The organism is Rhizobacter sp. SG703 (genome assembly GCF_012275445.1).
In the GTDB taxonomy this organism is placed as follows: Bacteria; Pseudomonadota; Gammaproteobacteria; order Burkholderiales; family Burkholderiaceae_C; genus Rhizobacter.
The window spans coordinates 197,911-213,774 of the sequence record NZ_JAAZQK010000001.1 but is presented as its reverse complement, the minus strand read 5'-3'; the positions used below and the strand labels follow the sequence as shown (position 1 = coordinate 213,774).

Sequence of the window (15,864 nt, the reverse complement as noted above, 5' to 3'; positions counted from 1 at the left end):
CGCGGCGTACTGCATGACGGCAGCTTAAGCCCGATGTCGACCGATGTCCGTCCCCACCTTGCTCTCCGCGCTCACAGGTTCATGGGACGCGTTGCGGGTGTTGCTTCCCTGCAGAATCGGCCTCGCGCCGCCTGCGGCTCGCCCGCGATGGCGGGCGATGCGCGCGTGTTTTTACGGCTTGTTACGTCGATGAACTCCTTCGAAAACGAGCGACCGAGGAATCAGGATCAGCGGGCAGCCGCCAGGTGGCGCACGAGGCCGGGCCACCAGCGCGTGGCGCGGTAGAGGAAGCGCCCCTTCAGCGTCGGAACCACCATGAAGCGCTTGCGGGCGATGGCCTCGAGGAGGACGCGTGCCACGTAGTCCGCCGTCACCGGCTCGATCCAGGCTTCGGCCTCGCGCACCGCGGCCGGCTTGGTCTTGTTCTCGGTGTCGAATCCCGGCGTGAGGGTGGCCGGTGGGCACAGCACGCAGACCTCGACGCCGTGCCTGCGGTACTCGGAGTAAAGCGATTCGCAATAGCCGACCACGGCGAACTTGGTCGCGGCATAGGCGGCCCAACCGAACGAGCCCACGAAACCGAGGATCGAGGACGCATGGATCAGGTGGCCGCTCCCCCGCGCGCGGAAGAGCGGCAGGAACGCATGGCTGAGGTGGACGGTGCCCATGAAGTTCAGGTCCATCATCGAGCGATAGTCCTCCAGCGGCTGCTCTTCGAGATAGGCGGCGACCGCCCTCCCCGCGCAATTGATGACATGCGTGGGCGTGCCGACCCGGGCGACCAGCTCATCGCGCAGGGCCAGGACGCTGTCATGGCGGCAGACATCGACCACGAGCGTCTCGATGGTGGCGCGGCTGCCGGCCACGCCGGCCAGCTCGGCGCGCGCCTGCTCCAGCGTCGCGGCGTGCCGCGCGGCGATGATGATCCGGCAGTCCAGCACGCACAGGCGCCGTGCGATGGCCAGGCCGATGCCTTGCGACCCCCCGATGATCAGGACCGTGTCTGAATTGCGAATTCGACCCATCGACGTCTCCTTGGTGCAGTGCCTGCACGTGCTCAGATGATCTGCAGCGCCTTGGCGTGGTGTGCCAGGCGCTCCAGGGCATGGTCCATGTGCTTGAGCTCCAGCCCGCTGGTCACGCTCAGCCTGATGCGGGACTGCTTCTCCGGCACCCCCGGGAACACGACCGGCGTGACGACGATGCCGTCGTCATAGAGGCAGCTGCAAAGCGCCTTGACTTTCAGGTCGTCGCGGACCATGACCGGAAAGATGGCCGAGGCGCTGGCCCCGATGTCGAAGCCGTGGGCACGCAATCCGCGCCCGAAGTGCTCGACATTGCGCCACAGCCGCTCGCGGATCGCGGGCTCGTCCTTGAGGAGGCGAAGCGCCTCCAGGACCGATGCCGCGACGCACGGAAGCACCGATGCCGAGAACACATAGTGCCGGCTGGCCATCTGCAGGTAGCGGATCAGCCGGCGCGACCCCGCGACGAAGCCGCCGACGCTGCCCAGGCTCTTGCTGAAGGTGCCGGCCACGATGTCGACCTGGCCGAGGATGCCGAAATGCTCGGCGGTGCCCCGCCCTCCAGCGCCGAACACGCCGGTGGAATGAGCCTCGTCGAGCATCAGCATCGCGCCGTGGCGGCGTGCGAGCTCGACGATGCCCGCCAGCGGTGCCAGGTCGCCGTCCATCGAGTACACGCCCTCGACGACGACCAGCCGATTGACGTACTGGCCTCGCGAGCGAACCAGGATGCGCTCGAGCGAGTCGAGGTCGTTGTGCTCGAAGATCCGCATCGGCGCGCCGCGGCAGCCTTCCATGACGCTGCCATGTATGCAGCTGTCCACGATGGCGAGGTCGTTGCGCCGCAGCAGCGCCGACAGGACGCCGCAGTTCATGCCGAAGCCGGAGCTGTACAGCAGCGCGGCTTCGCAGTTCGTGAAGTCGGCGAGTTCGCGCTCCAGCCTCTCGTGCAGGTCGGTGTTGCCGATGGCGGCGGGCGACGCGCTGGTTCCGGCGCCGTAGCGCTGCGTCGCCGCGACGCTGGCCGCGATGGTCGCCGGATGCTGGGACAGGTCCAGGTAGTCGTTCGATGCCAGGTTGACGACCTCGACGACGCGCCCGCTGTCGCGGTCCCGCAACCTGGCGAACCCGGACGAGCCGCTGGTTCTCACGCGCCGGTAGTGGTAGTGCTTGCGGCGCACCAGGTCGTCGACATACTCGGACAACTGCTCGAAGCGCTCGTCGAATGCCAGCGCGTCCTGTTGCGAAGCGACGAGGAACTCGTACAGGCTCGAATGCCGCGAGTCGATCGGGCCCCGTGGCTTCGTGCGACGCTCGTGCTCGTCGTGCGTCGTCGTGGCCACCGGGTTGGCGCAGTCCTCGGATTGATCCAGCACGTGCAGTTCCTTTCAGGCGGCGACCGGTTGGGGATGCAATGGGCCCCGCCCCTGCGCGGACCCGTCGCTGCGGGCCACCACGTCGAGGCGACCGCCGATGTGGGCTGCGCGGGCGACGCAGCGCTGGAGCTTTCCGCTGGTGGTCCGGGGAAGGCTGCCGTGGCTGACCAGCACCACGACGGCGGGACGTATGCCGTGCCGCTGTGCGACCTCCGCCATGATGGCGTCGAGGACGGGCTGGGGATCGCTGCGCCACGTCCGCTTGATCTCCTGCACGATCAGCAACGACTCGCGCCCGTTCTCTTCCAACGGCAGCGCAACGCCGGCATGCCGGCCGATCGCCGGATGGCAGGTCTCGACGGTCGCTTCGATGTCCTGGGGGTGGTGGTTGACGCCGCAGATGACGATCAATTCCTTCAGGCGCCCGACGATCGTCAGTTCCCCGTCTCGAACGAAGCCGAGATCGCCGGTGCGCAGGAATCCTGCGCCGCCGTCGCCGGCCATCCGGGCGTCGAAGACCGTCTCGGTTTCCGACGGCAGGCCCCAGTAGCCGCGCGCAACGCTGCTGCCACGGACCCACACCTCGCCCACCCGGTCCGCGGGGCACGGCCGCAGGGTGTCCGTGTCCACGATGGCCACATCCAGGCCGGCCAGCGCCTGTCCGCAACTCACCAGCACCTGCGCCGGCTCCGCGGCCTGCGGCGCGGCGACGCGGCCTTGCCCGAGCGCAGACGTTGCCACGGTGACGAGGCGTGCCGCCCCTCCTGCCGGCCCGCCCGACACCATCAAGGTCGCCTCGGCGAGCCCGTAGCACGGAAAGAACGAACGGCTGCGAAAACCGCAGGCCTCGAAACGTGACGCGAATCGCTGCAACGTGTCGGCGCACACGGTTTCGGCACCGCAGAAGGCCACGTCGAGGCTGCTCAGGTCGAGGTCGGCGAGTTGCTCCTGCAGCACCTTCTCGAGGCACAACTCGTACGCGAAGTTCGGCGCCCCGGTGACCGTGGCCCGTTGCCGCGTCACGGCCTGCAGCCACGCCAGCGGGTCGGACACGAATGCGCTGGCCGGCATCAGCGTCATCGGGCAACCATTGAAGAGCGGACCGATCACGCCTGTCATCAGGCCCATGTCGTGGTGCAGCGGCAACCAGCTGACGCCCACCGTGCGCTCGCTCAATCCCATCGCCCGGCTGATCATCGCCGCGTTCTGCAGGAAATTGCCGTGGCTGATGCAGACGCCCTTGGGCGTCGCGGTGGATCCGGAGGTGTACTGGAGCACGGCCAGCGAGTCGCTGGAGGCCGTTGCATCGATGCAGCGGCCGGACGTGCCGGCGGCGAGCTCGTCCGGCGTTGTCAACTGCAGCGCGGCAAAGGCTTCGTTCGTCGCCTGCAGTTGCACGAACCGCTTCAGCATCGTGCCGGGCACGATGGCCATCCTGGCCCCGGCGTTGCGCACGATGGATTCGGAGCGCGCGAGCGCGCGCGACAGGTGGGGCGGACTCAACGGGACCGCGACGGCGCCGGCCAGGAGGATCCCGAAGAACGAGACGAGGAAGTCCGCGCTCGTGCCGACGTACAACAGGACGCGCTCGCCGCGCAGGCCGGCGGCCTGCAGCGAAGCCGCAACCCGCTGCGCACGCTCGTGGAGTTCGCCATAGGTGATCGACGGATCGCCGTCGGCATCGCGCGCCAGGAAGCGATAGGCCACGCGACCACCGCACTGAAGCGCTCGCGCGGCCAGCAGTCGGGTCAGGGATTCAGCAAATGCATGGCGCATCCTGGGCTCCACGAATCGATGTCCGGCCAAGGTTCACTTGGCGCGGACGACTTGCGTCGCCACGCCCAGTGCGGCGAGCAGCCGGATGGCGGCATAGCCGATGTCGATCTCGTACCAGTGCCGGCCGAAATTGGCCGCCCCGGCGTTCGCGTGGTGGCTGTTGTGCCAGGACTCGCCCAGCGACAACACGCTCAGCCACCAGACGTTCCTGCTGGCGTCATCCGTTTCGTGGCTGCGCCGCCCGAAGGCGTGACAGACGGAGTTGATCGCGTAGACCACTTGCAGCACCGCAAATTGCCGGAAGAACCCGGCGTACAACACGGCACTCGCGGCGGCCGCCGGCGACCCGGTCAGCAGCGCCGCGATGACGCCGGGCAACAGGATCGACGCGACGTGGATCCGCAGGTAGTGCTTTTCCAGCCGCACCAGGGCCGCATCCCTCAGCAGGTCGGGCGCCAAGGCGCCGGCGTTGGCCTTCCGGTTCATCAGCATCCAGCCGACATGGGCGTGCAGGAACGATCGCGCGCTGATGCCGCCGGTTTCGTCGATGGGGCTGTGGGGATCGGAGTCGGTGTCCGTCCGGGCGTGGTGCAGACGGTGATGGGCCACCCAATACACCACCGGCCCCTGCCCTGCCGTGTAGCCCAGCACCGCCAGCAGCGCGCGCCAGAACGGGCCCACCTGGAAGCTGCGGTGCGCGAACAGGCGGTGATAGCCGACGGTGATGCCCAATCCACTGGCGAGGTAGAAGAGGACGAAGAGCCCGGCATCCAGGCCGGACACGCCCCACACGAAGGCGCAGGGAATCGCGGCCAGGCCCATGACCGTGGACACCAGCACGGCGGCCGCGATCGCGAGCCGCTCCTTCCTGTGGGCCTGTGGCCGCAAGATGACGTAGAGATCGCGATTCGGTTCAACGATCGGCATCGGTTGCTCCTGGGTCGTGGAGGGGATGGCGTGGACGCCGCATTCAATCCAGGCAGGCCGGCACGGCCACGGCGGGGGTCTTGGCCGCCAGCCGATCGAACAGGTATCGGGTGAGACTTTCGACCGTGGCGTGGTCGTACAGGATCGTCAGGTCCAGCATCAGGTCGAGGGCTTCCTCGATGTGGCCGACGAACGCCGTGGCCTCGATGGACGAGAGGCCGAGGTGCTTCAACGAATGCTGCGGGCCGATCGCCCGCGCGTCGCAGCCTGCCTGCTTCGCCAGGGCCTGAATGACACAGTCCTGCACGTCCTGCAGCGCGTAGCTCTTCTTCGACATGGTGACTCCTCGCGGTTGAGACCCGGCGCGCTGGCGCTGGGCGTGCAGGAACGATAGGCCGCGAGCCGCGTCGAGTGGTCTCGTCGACGTCACATTTGGGTTCATTCGACGTGCCATCCGAGTCCCGACCCTTGGGGCGGGCACCGCACCGCGCCGCTCGAACTTGCGCCAGCGCCGTTCCAGTGGGCCGGATCGATCACGATCATCAGCGGCTGCTCGCGACCGAGCGCTTCGATCAGCGCGCACCAGTCGCCGAGGCCGAGCGCGGCCCAGGACTCAGGGATGCCGATCGGATGGCGCAACAGCGTCTCGACCAGGGTCGACTTCCCGGAGCCGGCTTCGCCCGTCAGGACCACGATGCGCGGACCCGCGTGCCGGCCTGCCTGCAGGACACGTTCGAGCGCCCGGCTCGGCTCCTCGCGTCGAACCCCATTCGATGGACGGGCGGCGGCGCCGGCGTCGCCGGCCTCGGGCTGCGGCCGCGACGCGCCAGGCAGGCAGACGTCCACGTTCGCGACGAAGCGGTAGCCGCGCTGGTTGACGGTCTGGATGAAGCGGCACTGCTTCGCATCGTCTGCCAGGCCCGCGCGCAGTCTCGCCACGGCGCCCTTCAGCACGGACGGGCTGACGCAGCGATGTGCCCAGACGGCGTCGAGAATCTCATCGTGTGTGACCAATCGTCCCGCGTGCGTCACCAGGTACGACAGCAACGCGAAATTCTTCGCCGTCAACGGAACGCGTTCGTCATCGCGCCACAGCGTGGCGTCGAGCGGATCCAGTCGAAAGGGCGGGAAGACGTACTGGCATTGCTGCGACATCGACAGGCTTCCTTCGCGCAACATCGTCGCGCATGGTGGGTCCGTGGACGCCTTCCTCGGCTCCGGATGGTCGAGTCGGCGTAGCGCGGCCCGATGCTAGGGAGTCGTTGCGGCACGCGCTTCCCATGAACATGGGAAGCGATGCGCAGGCCGCACTGCTCAGGGGTGCGAGGGCGTCGAAGCCGCCTGCGCGGGCGGCGGCACCGGCAACAGGATCTCGACGCGTGTGCCGCGATCGCGCATCACGACGCTCAGTCGGGCCGACAGCGCCGCGGCGCGCTCGCGCATCGAGCGCAGGCCGTTGCCTTCGTCGCCGGACGTGCCCAGGCCGTTGTCGCTGAGGCTCACCTCGATGCCCGCGGCCACGCTTCGAGCGGCCAGCGTCACTGCCGTGGCCTGGGAATGCTGCAGCACGTTGGACAATGCTTCGAGCAACAGGAACTGCAGGTGGCGCATCGCGTCGTGGGTGCCCGTCGGCCAGAGCGGCAGCGGCCCCACATCCCAGTGCAGCTCGACGCCGGAAGCCTCGATGCGCGCCTGGAGCCGGTAGCGCAGGCTGGCCAGCAAGGCATTGACATCGCCCACCGGCAGGTTGATGGCGTCGATGGACAACTTCAGCTGGCTCATCGACTCGCGCAGCGATTCCAGCACGTGGCTGGTGGAGATGCGCCCGCCTTCGAGCTGGCGCACGGCACTGGTCAGCAGCGAGCCGACGCCGTCGTGCATGTCGCGCAGGATGCGCGCGCGTTCGGCGGCCACGGCCAGCGTGCGGTCGCTGCGCGCCAGCCTGTCCAGCGATTCATGCAACTGGGCCTCGTGTGCGTGCACGAGTGCGGTCAGGTCGCCGTTCAGCGCGTTGACCGCGCGGTGAGCCCGGCTGTATTCGCCGGCGATCATCCAGCCCAGTGCCGACACCAGCACGGGCGCGACGTAAGGCAGCGCATGGATGTGCCCGAACGGCAACTGCCCGGCGGCGACCAACATGTCGTGCACTCCGGCCAGCCAGGTGACCACCACCACCAGCACGAGCAGGAGACCGTCGCGCTGCGGGTCCGTCGCCAGGCTGCGCAGCGTCAGCACCAGCACCCAGCCGCCGGTGCCCAGCACGGGCACCATCAACAGCGCATGGACGGGGTTGACGCCCTGGCCCTGTGCAGGCGCGACGGCCACGACGAGCGCAGCGAGCAGCGAGAACAAAAATGCGGCTGCTTCGAGCCGCGGCAGGCGCCGCCCGGCAAAGCGCAGGCAGAACAGGTTGATCAGCACCACCGACCACAGCCTCGTCACGACGATCAAGCCTTGCCAGGCCGCGTCGGGCATCGGCGGGTCCTGCATCGTCATGTCGACATTGCTGAGGCCCCAGAGAATGGTGCCGACCGCGAAGTAGCCGTAGTAGGTCAACTCGCGCTTGCGCAGCCACACGAACAGGACGAACAAGCCCAGCGCGATCACGAACGCATTCGCGGCGCTGACCAGCGTGTTCTGCCAGAACACCCGTTCGCCATGTCGCTGCGCCATCGCGTCGACGCTCCCGATCAGCATCGGCGCCAGGCCGGCGCGGTGCTCGGCGGCTGCCCGCACACGGACGTGAACCACGTTGTCGCCCGCGGCCCAGGCACGGTCTGGAATCGGAAACAGCAAGGGCGTATTCCAGTGCCGCGTGAGCCCTGCGTCCATGCGTCCGGACCGCCCCGTCAGGACCCCGTTGACCCAGATGTCGGCGTTCATGCTGACGCCTGGCAGCATCAAGGCCCAAGGCCCGTCCGGCGGGCCCGAAAAACGCACGTTGAAGCGATACCAGACGGTGCCTGCTGAAGCCGGGCGCGACTGCGCCCACGCATCGGGCAGGCTGGCAGCGGCCCAGGGCGCATCGCCGCCGGGTGGCGTGCGCGAGGCGCTGGCCAGCGCATCGACGCGCGTGATCTGCACGGGCGACATGCCGCCGCCGAGCGCAAGAACCGGTGCCGAACCAGGCTCGGTGGCCGTGCTGCCCGCAGGCCGCGCTGTCGAGCCCGCCGCGACGCACAGTGCCAACGCCACCAGGCACCGAAGGACCCGACCTGGCAGCACCGGCTCAGTCCCGGGATTTCAGACTGCTCAGCAAGCCCATGCGACCGGCCTCGAAGACGGCCTCGCTGCGCGAATGAACGGCCAGTTTGCCGTACAGGTTCTTGATGTGCGTCTGCACGGTGTGCATCGTCACCCCCTTCAGCTGCGCGATCTCGGCGTACGACAGGCCGCGGGCGATCAGCTCCAGCACCTCGGCCTCGCGCGGGGACAGCAGGTCGGCATTCAGGGCATCGGGTGCCTGGGCACGCGGCGCGGCCGTCTGGCGCACCCGGTCGAGCACCTTGCGGGCGATCATCGGCGAGATCGGCGAGGCGCCGCCCTTGACGTCCAGGATGGTCTGCGCCACATCGGCCGGCGTGGCGTCCTTGTGGATGTAGCCCACCGCGCCGGCCTCGACGCAGGACAGCACCGTGTCCTCGTCGCCGAACACCGACACCACGATCACTTCGCAAGCCGGCTGCGTGGTCGCCAGGTGGCGCAACAGGTCAATGCCGTTTCCGTCCGGCAGGCCCAGGTCGGTCAGGAGCACGTCGGCGGTGTGCGAGTCGAACCAGCTGCGCGCATGCGCGAGCAATCCGAATGACGCCACCAGCTGCAGCGAGGGGTGGCCGGCGATGCATTCCTTGAAGTAGCCGCGGATTTCCGCGTCGTCTTCAAGCAACGCGACCCGCCAACTGAGTGTTGCCATGGCTAGACCTTCGACTGGTTCAAGGGCCGGAGCTTAAGGCGCGGACGCGCCCAGACGACAGGCCGGGCCTGCGGACTCACATATTCATGGGAGGCCGGACCGTTCGACCCTGGTTCCCGTCAGGCGGCAGCGACGCGATGCCGCCGTCGGTGCAGCAGGTACCAGGCCGCGGGCACCACCAGCATCGACAGCAGCGGCGCGGTCACCATGCCGCCGACCATCGGCGCAGCGATCCGGGCCATGATGTCCGACCCCGTGCCGTGCCCCCACATCATCGGGACGAGGCCGGCCAGCACGATGGCCACGGTCATCGCCTTCGGCCGCACCCGCAGCACGGCGCCTTCGCGGATGGCGGCCAGCAGGGTCTCCTCGTTGTCGGGTTCGCCGGCCGCCAGGCGCCGCTTCAGCGCGTTCTCGAGGTAGACCAGCATCACGACGCCGAACTCGGCCGCGACGCCCGCCAGCGCGATGAAGCCCACCGCCGTCGCGACCGACACCGAGTGCCCGAGCAGCCAGACCAGCCAGAAGCCTCCGACCAGCGAGAACGGCACCGCCGCCATGACCAGCGCCGCGTCCGTCGCGTTGCGGAACAGCAGGTACAGCAGCACGAAGATGACCGCCAGCGTCGCGGGCACGACCAGCTTCATCCGTTCGGTTGCCCGCTCCAGGTACTCGAACTGCCCGGACCAGGACAGCGCGTAGCCGGCCGGCATCGCACCCGCCTTCGCCACGGCCGCCTGCATGTCGTGCACGACGGACCGCAAGTCGCGGCCTCGAACGTCCACGTAGACCCAGCCGGAGAGCCGGGCGTTCTCGCTGCGCAGCATCGGCGGGCCCTCCTCGAGGCCGACCCGGGCGACGTCCTGCAGCAGCAGCCGGGCACCTTTCTCGGTCACGAACGGCAGCGTGCGCAAGCGCTCCAGCGAGTCGCGGATCTCCCGCGGATAGCGGACGTTGATGGGGAAGCGCTCTCGCCCGCTGACCACCTCGCCGACGTTCTCGCCCCCGATCGCGGTCGCCACGATGGCCTGCACGTCGGCCACCGACATCCCGTGACGCGCTGCAGCGGCACGGTCGACGTCGACGTCGATGTATCGCCCGCCGGTCAGGCGCTCGGCCAATGCAGAGGACACGCCCGGCACCCCCTTGACCACGGATTCGATGTGCGTCGCCAGCTGGTCGATGGTGGCCAGGTCGGGGCCGGCCACCTTGATGCCGACGGGACTCTTGATGCCCGTGGCCAGCATGTCGATGCGGTTGCGGATGGGCGGAACCCAGAGGTTCGACAGGCCGGGGACCTTCACCGCGCGGTCGAGTTCCTCCACCAGCCGGTCCGGCGTCATGCCGGGGCGCCACTGCTCGCGCGGCTTGAACTGGATGGTGGTCTCGAACATCTCCAGCGGCGCCGGGTCGGTGGCGCTGTCGGCGCGGCCGGCCTTGCCGAAGACGCGTTCGACCTCGGGCACCGTCTTGATGAGGCGGTCGGTCTGCTGCAGCAGCTCGGTGGCCTTGGACGCCGACAGCCCGGGGAGCGCGGACGGCATGTACAGCAGGTCGCCCTCGTCCAGCGGCGGCATGAATTCGCCGCCGACGCGGGTGAGCGGGACGACCGTCAGCGCGAGCACCGCACCCGCGATGGCCAGCGTCGCCTTCGGATAGCGCAGCACGGCTTCGAGCGCCGGCCGGTAGAGGCGCATCAGGAAGCGATTGAGCGGGTTGGCGGTTTCGCGCGGGATGCGCCCGCGCACCAACAGGCCCATCAGCACCGGCACCAGCGTCACCGACAGGGCAGCCGCCGCGGCCATCGTGTAGGTCTTCGTGAAGGCCAGCGGCGAGAACAGCCGTCCTTCCTGTGCTTCGAGCGTGAACACCGGCAGGAACGACAGCGTGATGACCAGCAGCGAGAAGAACAGCGCCGGACCGACTTCCACCGAGGCATCGGTCACCAGGCCCCAGCGCTGCGCAGCGGTCGGCTGTCGACCCTGCCGGTGCTCGAAGGCTTCGATGTGCTTGTGCGCCGCCTCCAGCAGCACGACCACGCCGTCGAGCGCGGCGCCGCACGCCAGTGCAATGCCGGCGAGGCTGAGGATGTTGGCGTTCAGGCCTTGCCAGCGCATCGCGATGAACGCGATGCCCACCGCGATGGGAAGCGAGACGACCGCCACCAGCGCCGAGCGCAGGTGGAACAGGAAGACGGCGCAGACCACGGCGACCGCGATGAACTCCTCGGCGAGCTTGAGCGTGAGGTTGTCGATGGAGCGGTCGATGAGCCTGGAGCGATCGTAGGTGTCCACCACCTCGACGCCGGGCGGCAGGCCGGGCTTGAGCTGCCCGAGCTTCGCCTTGACGCCTTCGATGGTGGCCCGGGCGTTCTTGCCGGAGCGCATCACCACCACGCCGCCGGCGACTTCGCCCTGCCCATCCAGCTCCGCGATGCCGCGACGCATCTCCGGGCCGACCTGGACGAATGCGACGTCGTTCAGCAGGACCGGCGTGGCGCCCGAGACCGACACGGGAATGTCGCGGAAGTCGTCCAGCGACGTCAGGAAGCCGCGCGAGCGGACCATGTACTCGGCCTCGGCCAGCTCGACCACCGAACCGCCGGAGGACTGGTTGGCCTTGCGCAGCGCCTCGATGACCATGCCTTGCGTGATGCCCAGCTGCCGCATGCGGTCGGGGTCGAGCACCACCTGGTACTGGCGCACCATGCCGCCGATGCTCGCCACCTCCGCGACGTCCTGCACCGTCTTCAGCTCGAACTTCAGGAACCAGTCGTTCAGCGCACGGAGCTGCGCGATGTCGGTCCGGCCCGTCCGGTCGACCAGCGCGTACTCGTAGACCCAGCCGACGCCGGTGGCATCGGGGCCCAGGGCCGCGGTCGCGCCCGCCGGCAGCCTGCCCTGCGCCTGGTTCAGGTACTCGACGACGCGGGAGCGCGCCCAGTACGGGTCGGTCTTGTCGTCGAACAGGATGTAGACGAACGAGTCGCCGAAGAACGAGTAGCCGCGCACCGTCTTCGCGCCCGGCACGCTGAGCATCGTGGTCGTCAGCGGGTACGTGACCAGGTCCTCGACGACCTGCGGCGGCTTGCCGGCGTAGGTCGTTCGGACGATGACCTGCGTGTCCGACAGGTCCGGCAGCGCGTCGACGGGCGTGTGGGCCACCGAGAACCATGCCGCCGCGACGACGAACGCCGTCGCGACGAGCACCAGGAACCGGTTGGCCACCGACCCGCGGATGAGGGCGGCAATCACCGGGCACCTCCTGTCGGGTGAACCGGCGCGGGCTCGTGTCCGTCGCCCCTGCCCTGCGCCGGCTCGCTCGCGGCAGACAGGCTGCCCAGCACCGAGCGAAGCCGGGCCTCGGAGTCCACCAGGAACTGGCCGCTCGCCACCACCTGGTCGCCCTCTGCCAGCCCGTCGATGACCTCCAACTGGTCGCCCAGGTCCGCGCCCAGCTTGACCTCGCGAGGCTCGAAGGCACCCGACGCCTGGCGGAGGATGGCCACCGCCCGCGTGCCGGTCCGGATGACCGCCTCGGCCGGCACGACCAGGCGGGACGACGCGGTGCCGGCCACCTGCAGCCGGAGCAGCATGCCCGGCACGAGCTTGCCGCCCTGGTTGTCGACTTCGAACCGGGCCTGCAGTGTGCGCGTGGCCGCGTTCACCTGCGGCAGGATTTCCTGCAGCATGCCGGTGAATGTCCGGCCCGGGTCGGCCTGCAAGGCTGCGGTCACCTTCTGTCCGCGGACCAGGCGCACCGCCTGGGCTTCCGGCACCTCGGCGACCGCCCAGACCTTCTCGAGGCCGGCGATCCGGAAGAGCGTCATGCCGGGCGACACCGCAACGCCTTGCCGCACGCCGAGCTCGACGATGACGCCACCGGCCGGCGCGACGAGGACGTAGCGCGCGTCCGGCGCACCGCCCTCCTCGACCTGCCGGACCAGCTCCGCCGGGATGGACATGGCCCGGGTGCGCTCCTTCGCGGCCGCGACCAGCTCGGCCGAGGCACCGGCCCGCTTCAGGGCCGCGATGTCGTTGAGCGGGCCGAGCCACTCGGGCGCAAACACCGTCCCGAGCGCCTGTCCCTTGGCGACGCGCTCCATCGGGGCCCGCACGTCGAGCCGCTCGAGGTAGCCGGCCGTCCGGGTCTGGACCGCGACGCTCAGGCGCTCGTCGAACTGCACCGCGCCGACCGCGTCGAACGACGAGCTCACCACCCTCTTCTTCACGGCCGCCGTGCGGATGCCGAGGTTCTGCCGGACCTGCGGGCTGACCATCACACCGGCGGCATCGCCCGCCTCGTCGGCATAGACCGGCTGCAGCTGCATGTCCATGAACGGCGACTTGCCGGGCTTGTCGAAGCGCTGGCCGGGGACCATCGGGTCGTGCCAGTAGAGCACCTTGCGCTCGCCGGGCGACGAGGCCGGTGCCGCGGAGGAATCGACCGTGCCGTGGCCGGCCGTGCTGCGGCCGAGGTAGAACGCGACACCGCCGAGGGCGATGGCGCCCGCCACGGCGACCACGGAGCGTTGCAGGCGGTTCATGGCGCGGCTCCTTGCGCGGCTCGTTGCGCGGCTCGTTGCGAAACGGGTTTGAAGACGAGCTGCGCCCGGGCCTTGGCCCAGTCGCGCTGGAGGCCCAGCAGCTTGCGTTGCGCGTCGACCTCGGCATGCCGGGCCTCGAAGACCATCGCGAGGCCGGCCTGGTTCGAGCGGTAGGCGGCCAGCGTCGCCTGCGTGCGCTGCCCGAGCGGGGTCAGCACGGCGCCCTGGTAGCGGTCGATGCGCTCCTGCAGCCGGCGCGCGTCGCCGGCAAGCGCCGCGTACTCAGCGGCTGCGGCGCGCTGCGACTCGGCCAGGTCGGCCTCCGCCTTGTCGACCATCGCCAGCTTGGCGGCCGTCTCCCGGTCCTGGCGGTCGGCCGGGGCGACCGGAAGCGGGATGCTCACGCCGAAGGACACCAGGTCGGGCCGGCCCACGCGCTGGCCGTACGACACCTCGTAACGCCAGGTCGGCCTGCGATTCAGGCGCGTGGCATCCGCGTCCTGCCGCGCCACCTCGATGTCGCGCTGCCTGGCGATGACCAGCGGGTGGCCGCCGACGAACTCGTCCTGGTTCGGCGCCCCGGCCAGCCTCGGCTCGGCCAGTTCGTCGGTCGAAACGCCGATCCAGCGTTGCAGGCTCGTCGCGGCGGTGGCCTGCTGCTGCTGCATCGCGGCCGACTCGTCCTCGGCGGAGCCGAGGGCGCCGGCCAGCGCCAGCACCTCGGCGCTGTTGCCCGACACGGTCGCCAGACGGCCCTTGCCGGCTTCCAGCGCCTCGCGAGCGTGCTGCTCGTCGAGCGTCGCGAGCTTCCAGGCCTCCGCGGCGAAATACGCCTCGACGTAGGCCAGGGCCGTCTGCAGGCGGGCATCGGCGGCCGCGATGGGTTCCATCGCCGCCTCGCGGCGATGCATGGCCGTCGCCACGCCTTCGCGGGCGGCGCGCTTGTCGGCCGAGACCCATTCCTGCGAGAGGCCGATGCGCTTCATCGTCATGTCCTCGGCGTTGGTGCTGAACCGGTTGCCACCGGTGGCCGGAAGGTTGTCGACGCCGAAGGCGAGCATCGGATCGGGCCGCTGGCCGGCGGCGCGCGCCATCTCGGCGGCACTGGTCGCACCGGCTCGCGCCGAGCGGGCCGTCTGCGACCGTTCGACCGCCAGGTCGACCGCCCGCTCCAGCGACAGCGGCGCCGCGGCGGCCCAGGCGGCCGGCAGCAAGGCGGCAGCCAGGGCGGCGGCGCGCAGGAAGTGTCTTGACATTGAAAGCTCCGAGGACGAAGGAAAAGGCGGCTGGCGTGCGGACGCAACGCACCAGCACCGGTCAGTCGGCGGAGCGGGTCAGACCCGAAGTCTGAGCGTGGACAGGAAGAGTGGGTCCGGCGGCGGCTGGCCCTCGGACGTGGCGGCCGCAGGAACGGCCCGGGCCACGTGGGCTTCGGGCACGAACGGCAGCTCGAGGACCTGGGCGATGGCGGGCTGCGCGACCGTCGGCAGCTTCACGGCCTCGAAGGTCTTGCCCGGGTCGGTCGCGTGCTGGTGGCACAGCACCGGCTGCTGCGGGTCCATGCCGTCGCACGGCGTGCCCGACGCCATCATCGCGGCCATCGTCTCGACGCCCGCCGCCTGGGGGCAGGCGTACTGCGCCAACGCCAGCTGCGAAAACAGCAGCGACAGCACCGCGAAGAACGCGGTGGCCAGGCGGTGGACGCGAAGGCGCAGCATGAGGATGCGGAGTGTACCGACCGTTGTTCAGCGGGGGGACATGCCCGACACGGCGCGGTTGACACAGGCCACGTCGCCGTTCACGCCACCGAGGTGTGTTGCGCTGGGTCAAGGCGCGATGGTGCCGCCCCCTTGACCTTCCAACGGTATCAGGGCCCAAAGTGCGCTTCACCGATTGAAAGGAGCATGAGATGCAGGTCTTCCAGGTTCGTACTGTTCTGACGTTGATGGCGGCGGCCGTTCTGGCAGCTTCCACGACCTTCGCGCTGGCCCAGTCGGGCCAGGAGCACGCCGCCCACCATCCCGAGGGCGCTTCCGCCCCGGTGTCGGGGAAGGCGGTTGCAACGAAGCCGAAGGCGGCTGCGCCTGCGGCTTCTGCCGCTTCCGGCGGCATGGGGATGGGCATGGCTGGTGCCCACACGAAGCAGATGCACGACGAGATGCACAAGCCCGGCGGCATGCACGACCGGATGCACGGCAAGGACGGCTCGACGATGGGTGCCATGCCTGCCGCGTCTGCGGCGAGCAGGTAGTCGGGACGGTTCAGGCGGCGAAGAACAGCGGGAGAGTCCATGGAGCCATC

The 15,864-nt window shown here is 69.6% G+C and carries 13 protein-coding genes; 1 reads left to right on the top strand and 12 read right to left on the bottom strand.

Annotated elements, in window-relative coordinates; genetic code table 11:
- Positions 1–227 precede the first annotated feature (227 nt).
- The 12 genes from FHT26_RS00885 to FHT26_RS00830 all read right to left on the bottom strand — a co-directional run bounded on the left by FHT26_RS00885 (position 228) and on the right by FHT26_RS00830 (position 15,281).
- Positions 228–1,025: an SDR family NAD(P)-dependent oxidoreductase gene (locus FHT26_RS00885; RefSeq protein ID WP_168558318.1), complete on the bottom strand. Its 798-nt coding sequence runs from the start codon at positions 1,023–1,025 to the stop codon at positions 228–230.
- A 32-nt stretch (positions 1,026–1,057) separates the two neighbouring features.
- On the bottom strand, positions 1,058–2,401 hold the full coding sequence (locus tag FHT26_RS00880) for an aminotransferase class I/II-fold pyridoxal phosphate-dependent enzyme (protein ID WP_168558317.1): 1,344 nt from the start codon (positions 2,399–2,401) through the stop codon (positions 1,058–1,060).
- A 12-nt stretch (positions 2,402–2,413) separates the two neighbouring features.
- Positions 2,414–4,177 (bottom strand): fatty acyl-AMP ligase, encoded by a 1,764-nt coding sequence (locus FHT26_RS00875; RefSeq protein WP_168558316.1) that lies wholly within the window; start codon positions 4,175–4,177, stop codon positions 2,414–2,416.
- A gap of 33 nt (positions 4,178–4,210) precedes the next feature.
- Positions 4,211–5,104, bottom strand: coding sequence for an acyl-CoA desaturase (locus FHT26_RS00870; RefSeq protein ID WP_168558315.1), 894 nt, complete (start codon positions 5,102–5,104; stop codon positions 4,211–4,213).
- 43 nt (positions 5,105–5,147) lie between these two features.
- Entirely contained in the window at positions 5,148–5,441 is a 294-nt protein-coding gene (locus FHT26_RS00865) for an acyl carrier protein (RefSeq protein ID WP_168558314.1), read from the bottom strand.
- Between the two features lie 101 nt (positions 5,442–5,542).
- The gene (locus FHT26_RS00860) at positions 5,543–6,283 is read right to left on the bottom strand and encodes a winged helix-turn-helix domain-containing protein (RefSeq protein ID WP_168558313.1); all 741 of its coding nucleotides are present in this window, start codon (positions 6,281–6,283) and stop codon (positions 5,543–5,545) included.
- A gap of 135 nt (positions 6,284–6,418) precedes the next feature.
- Complete coding sequence (locus FHT26_RS00855) at positions 6,419–8,197, bottom strand: sensor histidine kinase (RefSeq protein ID WP_168558312.1); 1,779 nt, start codon at positions 8,195–8,197, stop codon at positions 6,419–6,421.
- A gap of 136 nt (positions 8,198–8,333) precedes the next feature.
- Positions 8,334–9,017 (bottom strand): response regulator, encoded by a 684-nt coding sequence (locus tag FHT26_RS00850; protein ID WP_168558311.1) that lies wholly within the window; start codon positions 9,015–9,017, stop codon positions 8,334–8,336.
- A 119-nt stretch (positions 9,018–9,136) separates the two neighbouring features.
- Entirely contained in the window at positions 9,137–12,271 is a 3,135-nt protein-coding gene (locus FHT26_RS00845; RefSeq protein WP_168558310.1) for a CusA/CzcA family heavy metal efflux RND transporter, read from the bottom strand.
- Positions 12,268–13,563 carry an efflux RND transporter periplasmic adaptor subunit gene (locus FHT26_RS00840; protein ID WP_168558309.1) on the bottom strand — a complete coding sequence of 432 codons (1,296 nt, stop codon included), beginning with the start codon at positions 13,561–13,563 and terminating at the stop codon, positions 12,268–12,270. Before FHT26_RS00840 ends, FHT26_RS00845 begins: the two co-directional genes overlap by 4 nt.
- On the bottom strand, positions 13,560–14,819 hold the full coding sequence (locus FHT26_RS00835) for a TolC family protein (protein ID WP_168558308.1): 1,260 nt from the start codon (positions 14,817–14,819) through the stop codon (positions 13,560–13,562). The genes FHT26_RS00840 and FHT26_RS00835 overlap by 4 nt, the downstream gene beginning before the upstream one ends.
- 78 nt (positions 14,820–14,897) lie before the next feature.
- A complete protein-coding gene (locus tag FHT26_RS00830; RefSeq protein WP_168558307.1) occupies positions 14,898–15,281 on the bottom strand; it encodes a hypothetical protein in 384 nt (127 codons plus the stop codon).
- 191 nt (positions 15,282–15,472) lie between these two features.
- On the opposite strand from FHT26_RS00830, the gene FHT26_RS00825 reads away from it, so the two are divergent.
- Positions 15,473–15,814, top strand: coding sequence for a hypothetical protein (locus tag FHT26_RS00825; RefSeq protein WP_168558306.1), 342 nt, complete (start codon positions 15,473–15,475; stop codon positions 15,812–15,814).
- Positions 15,815–15,864: the final 50 nt, after the last annotated feature.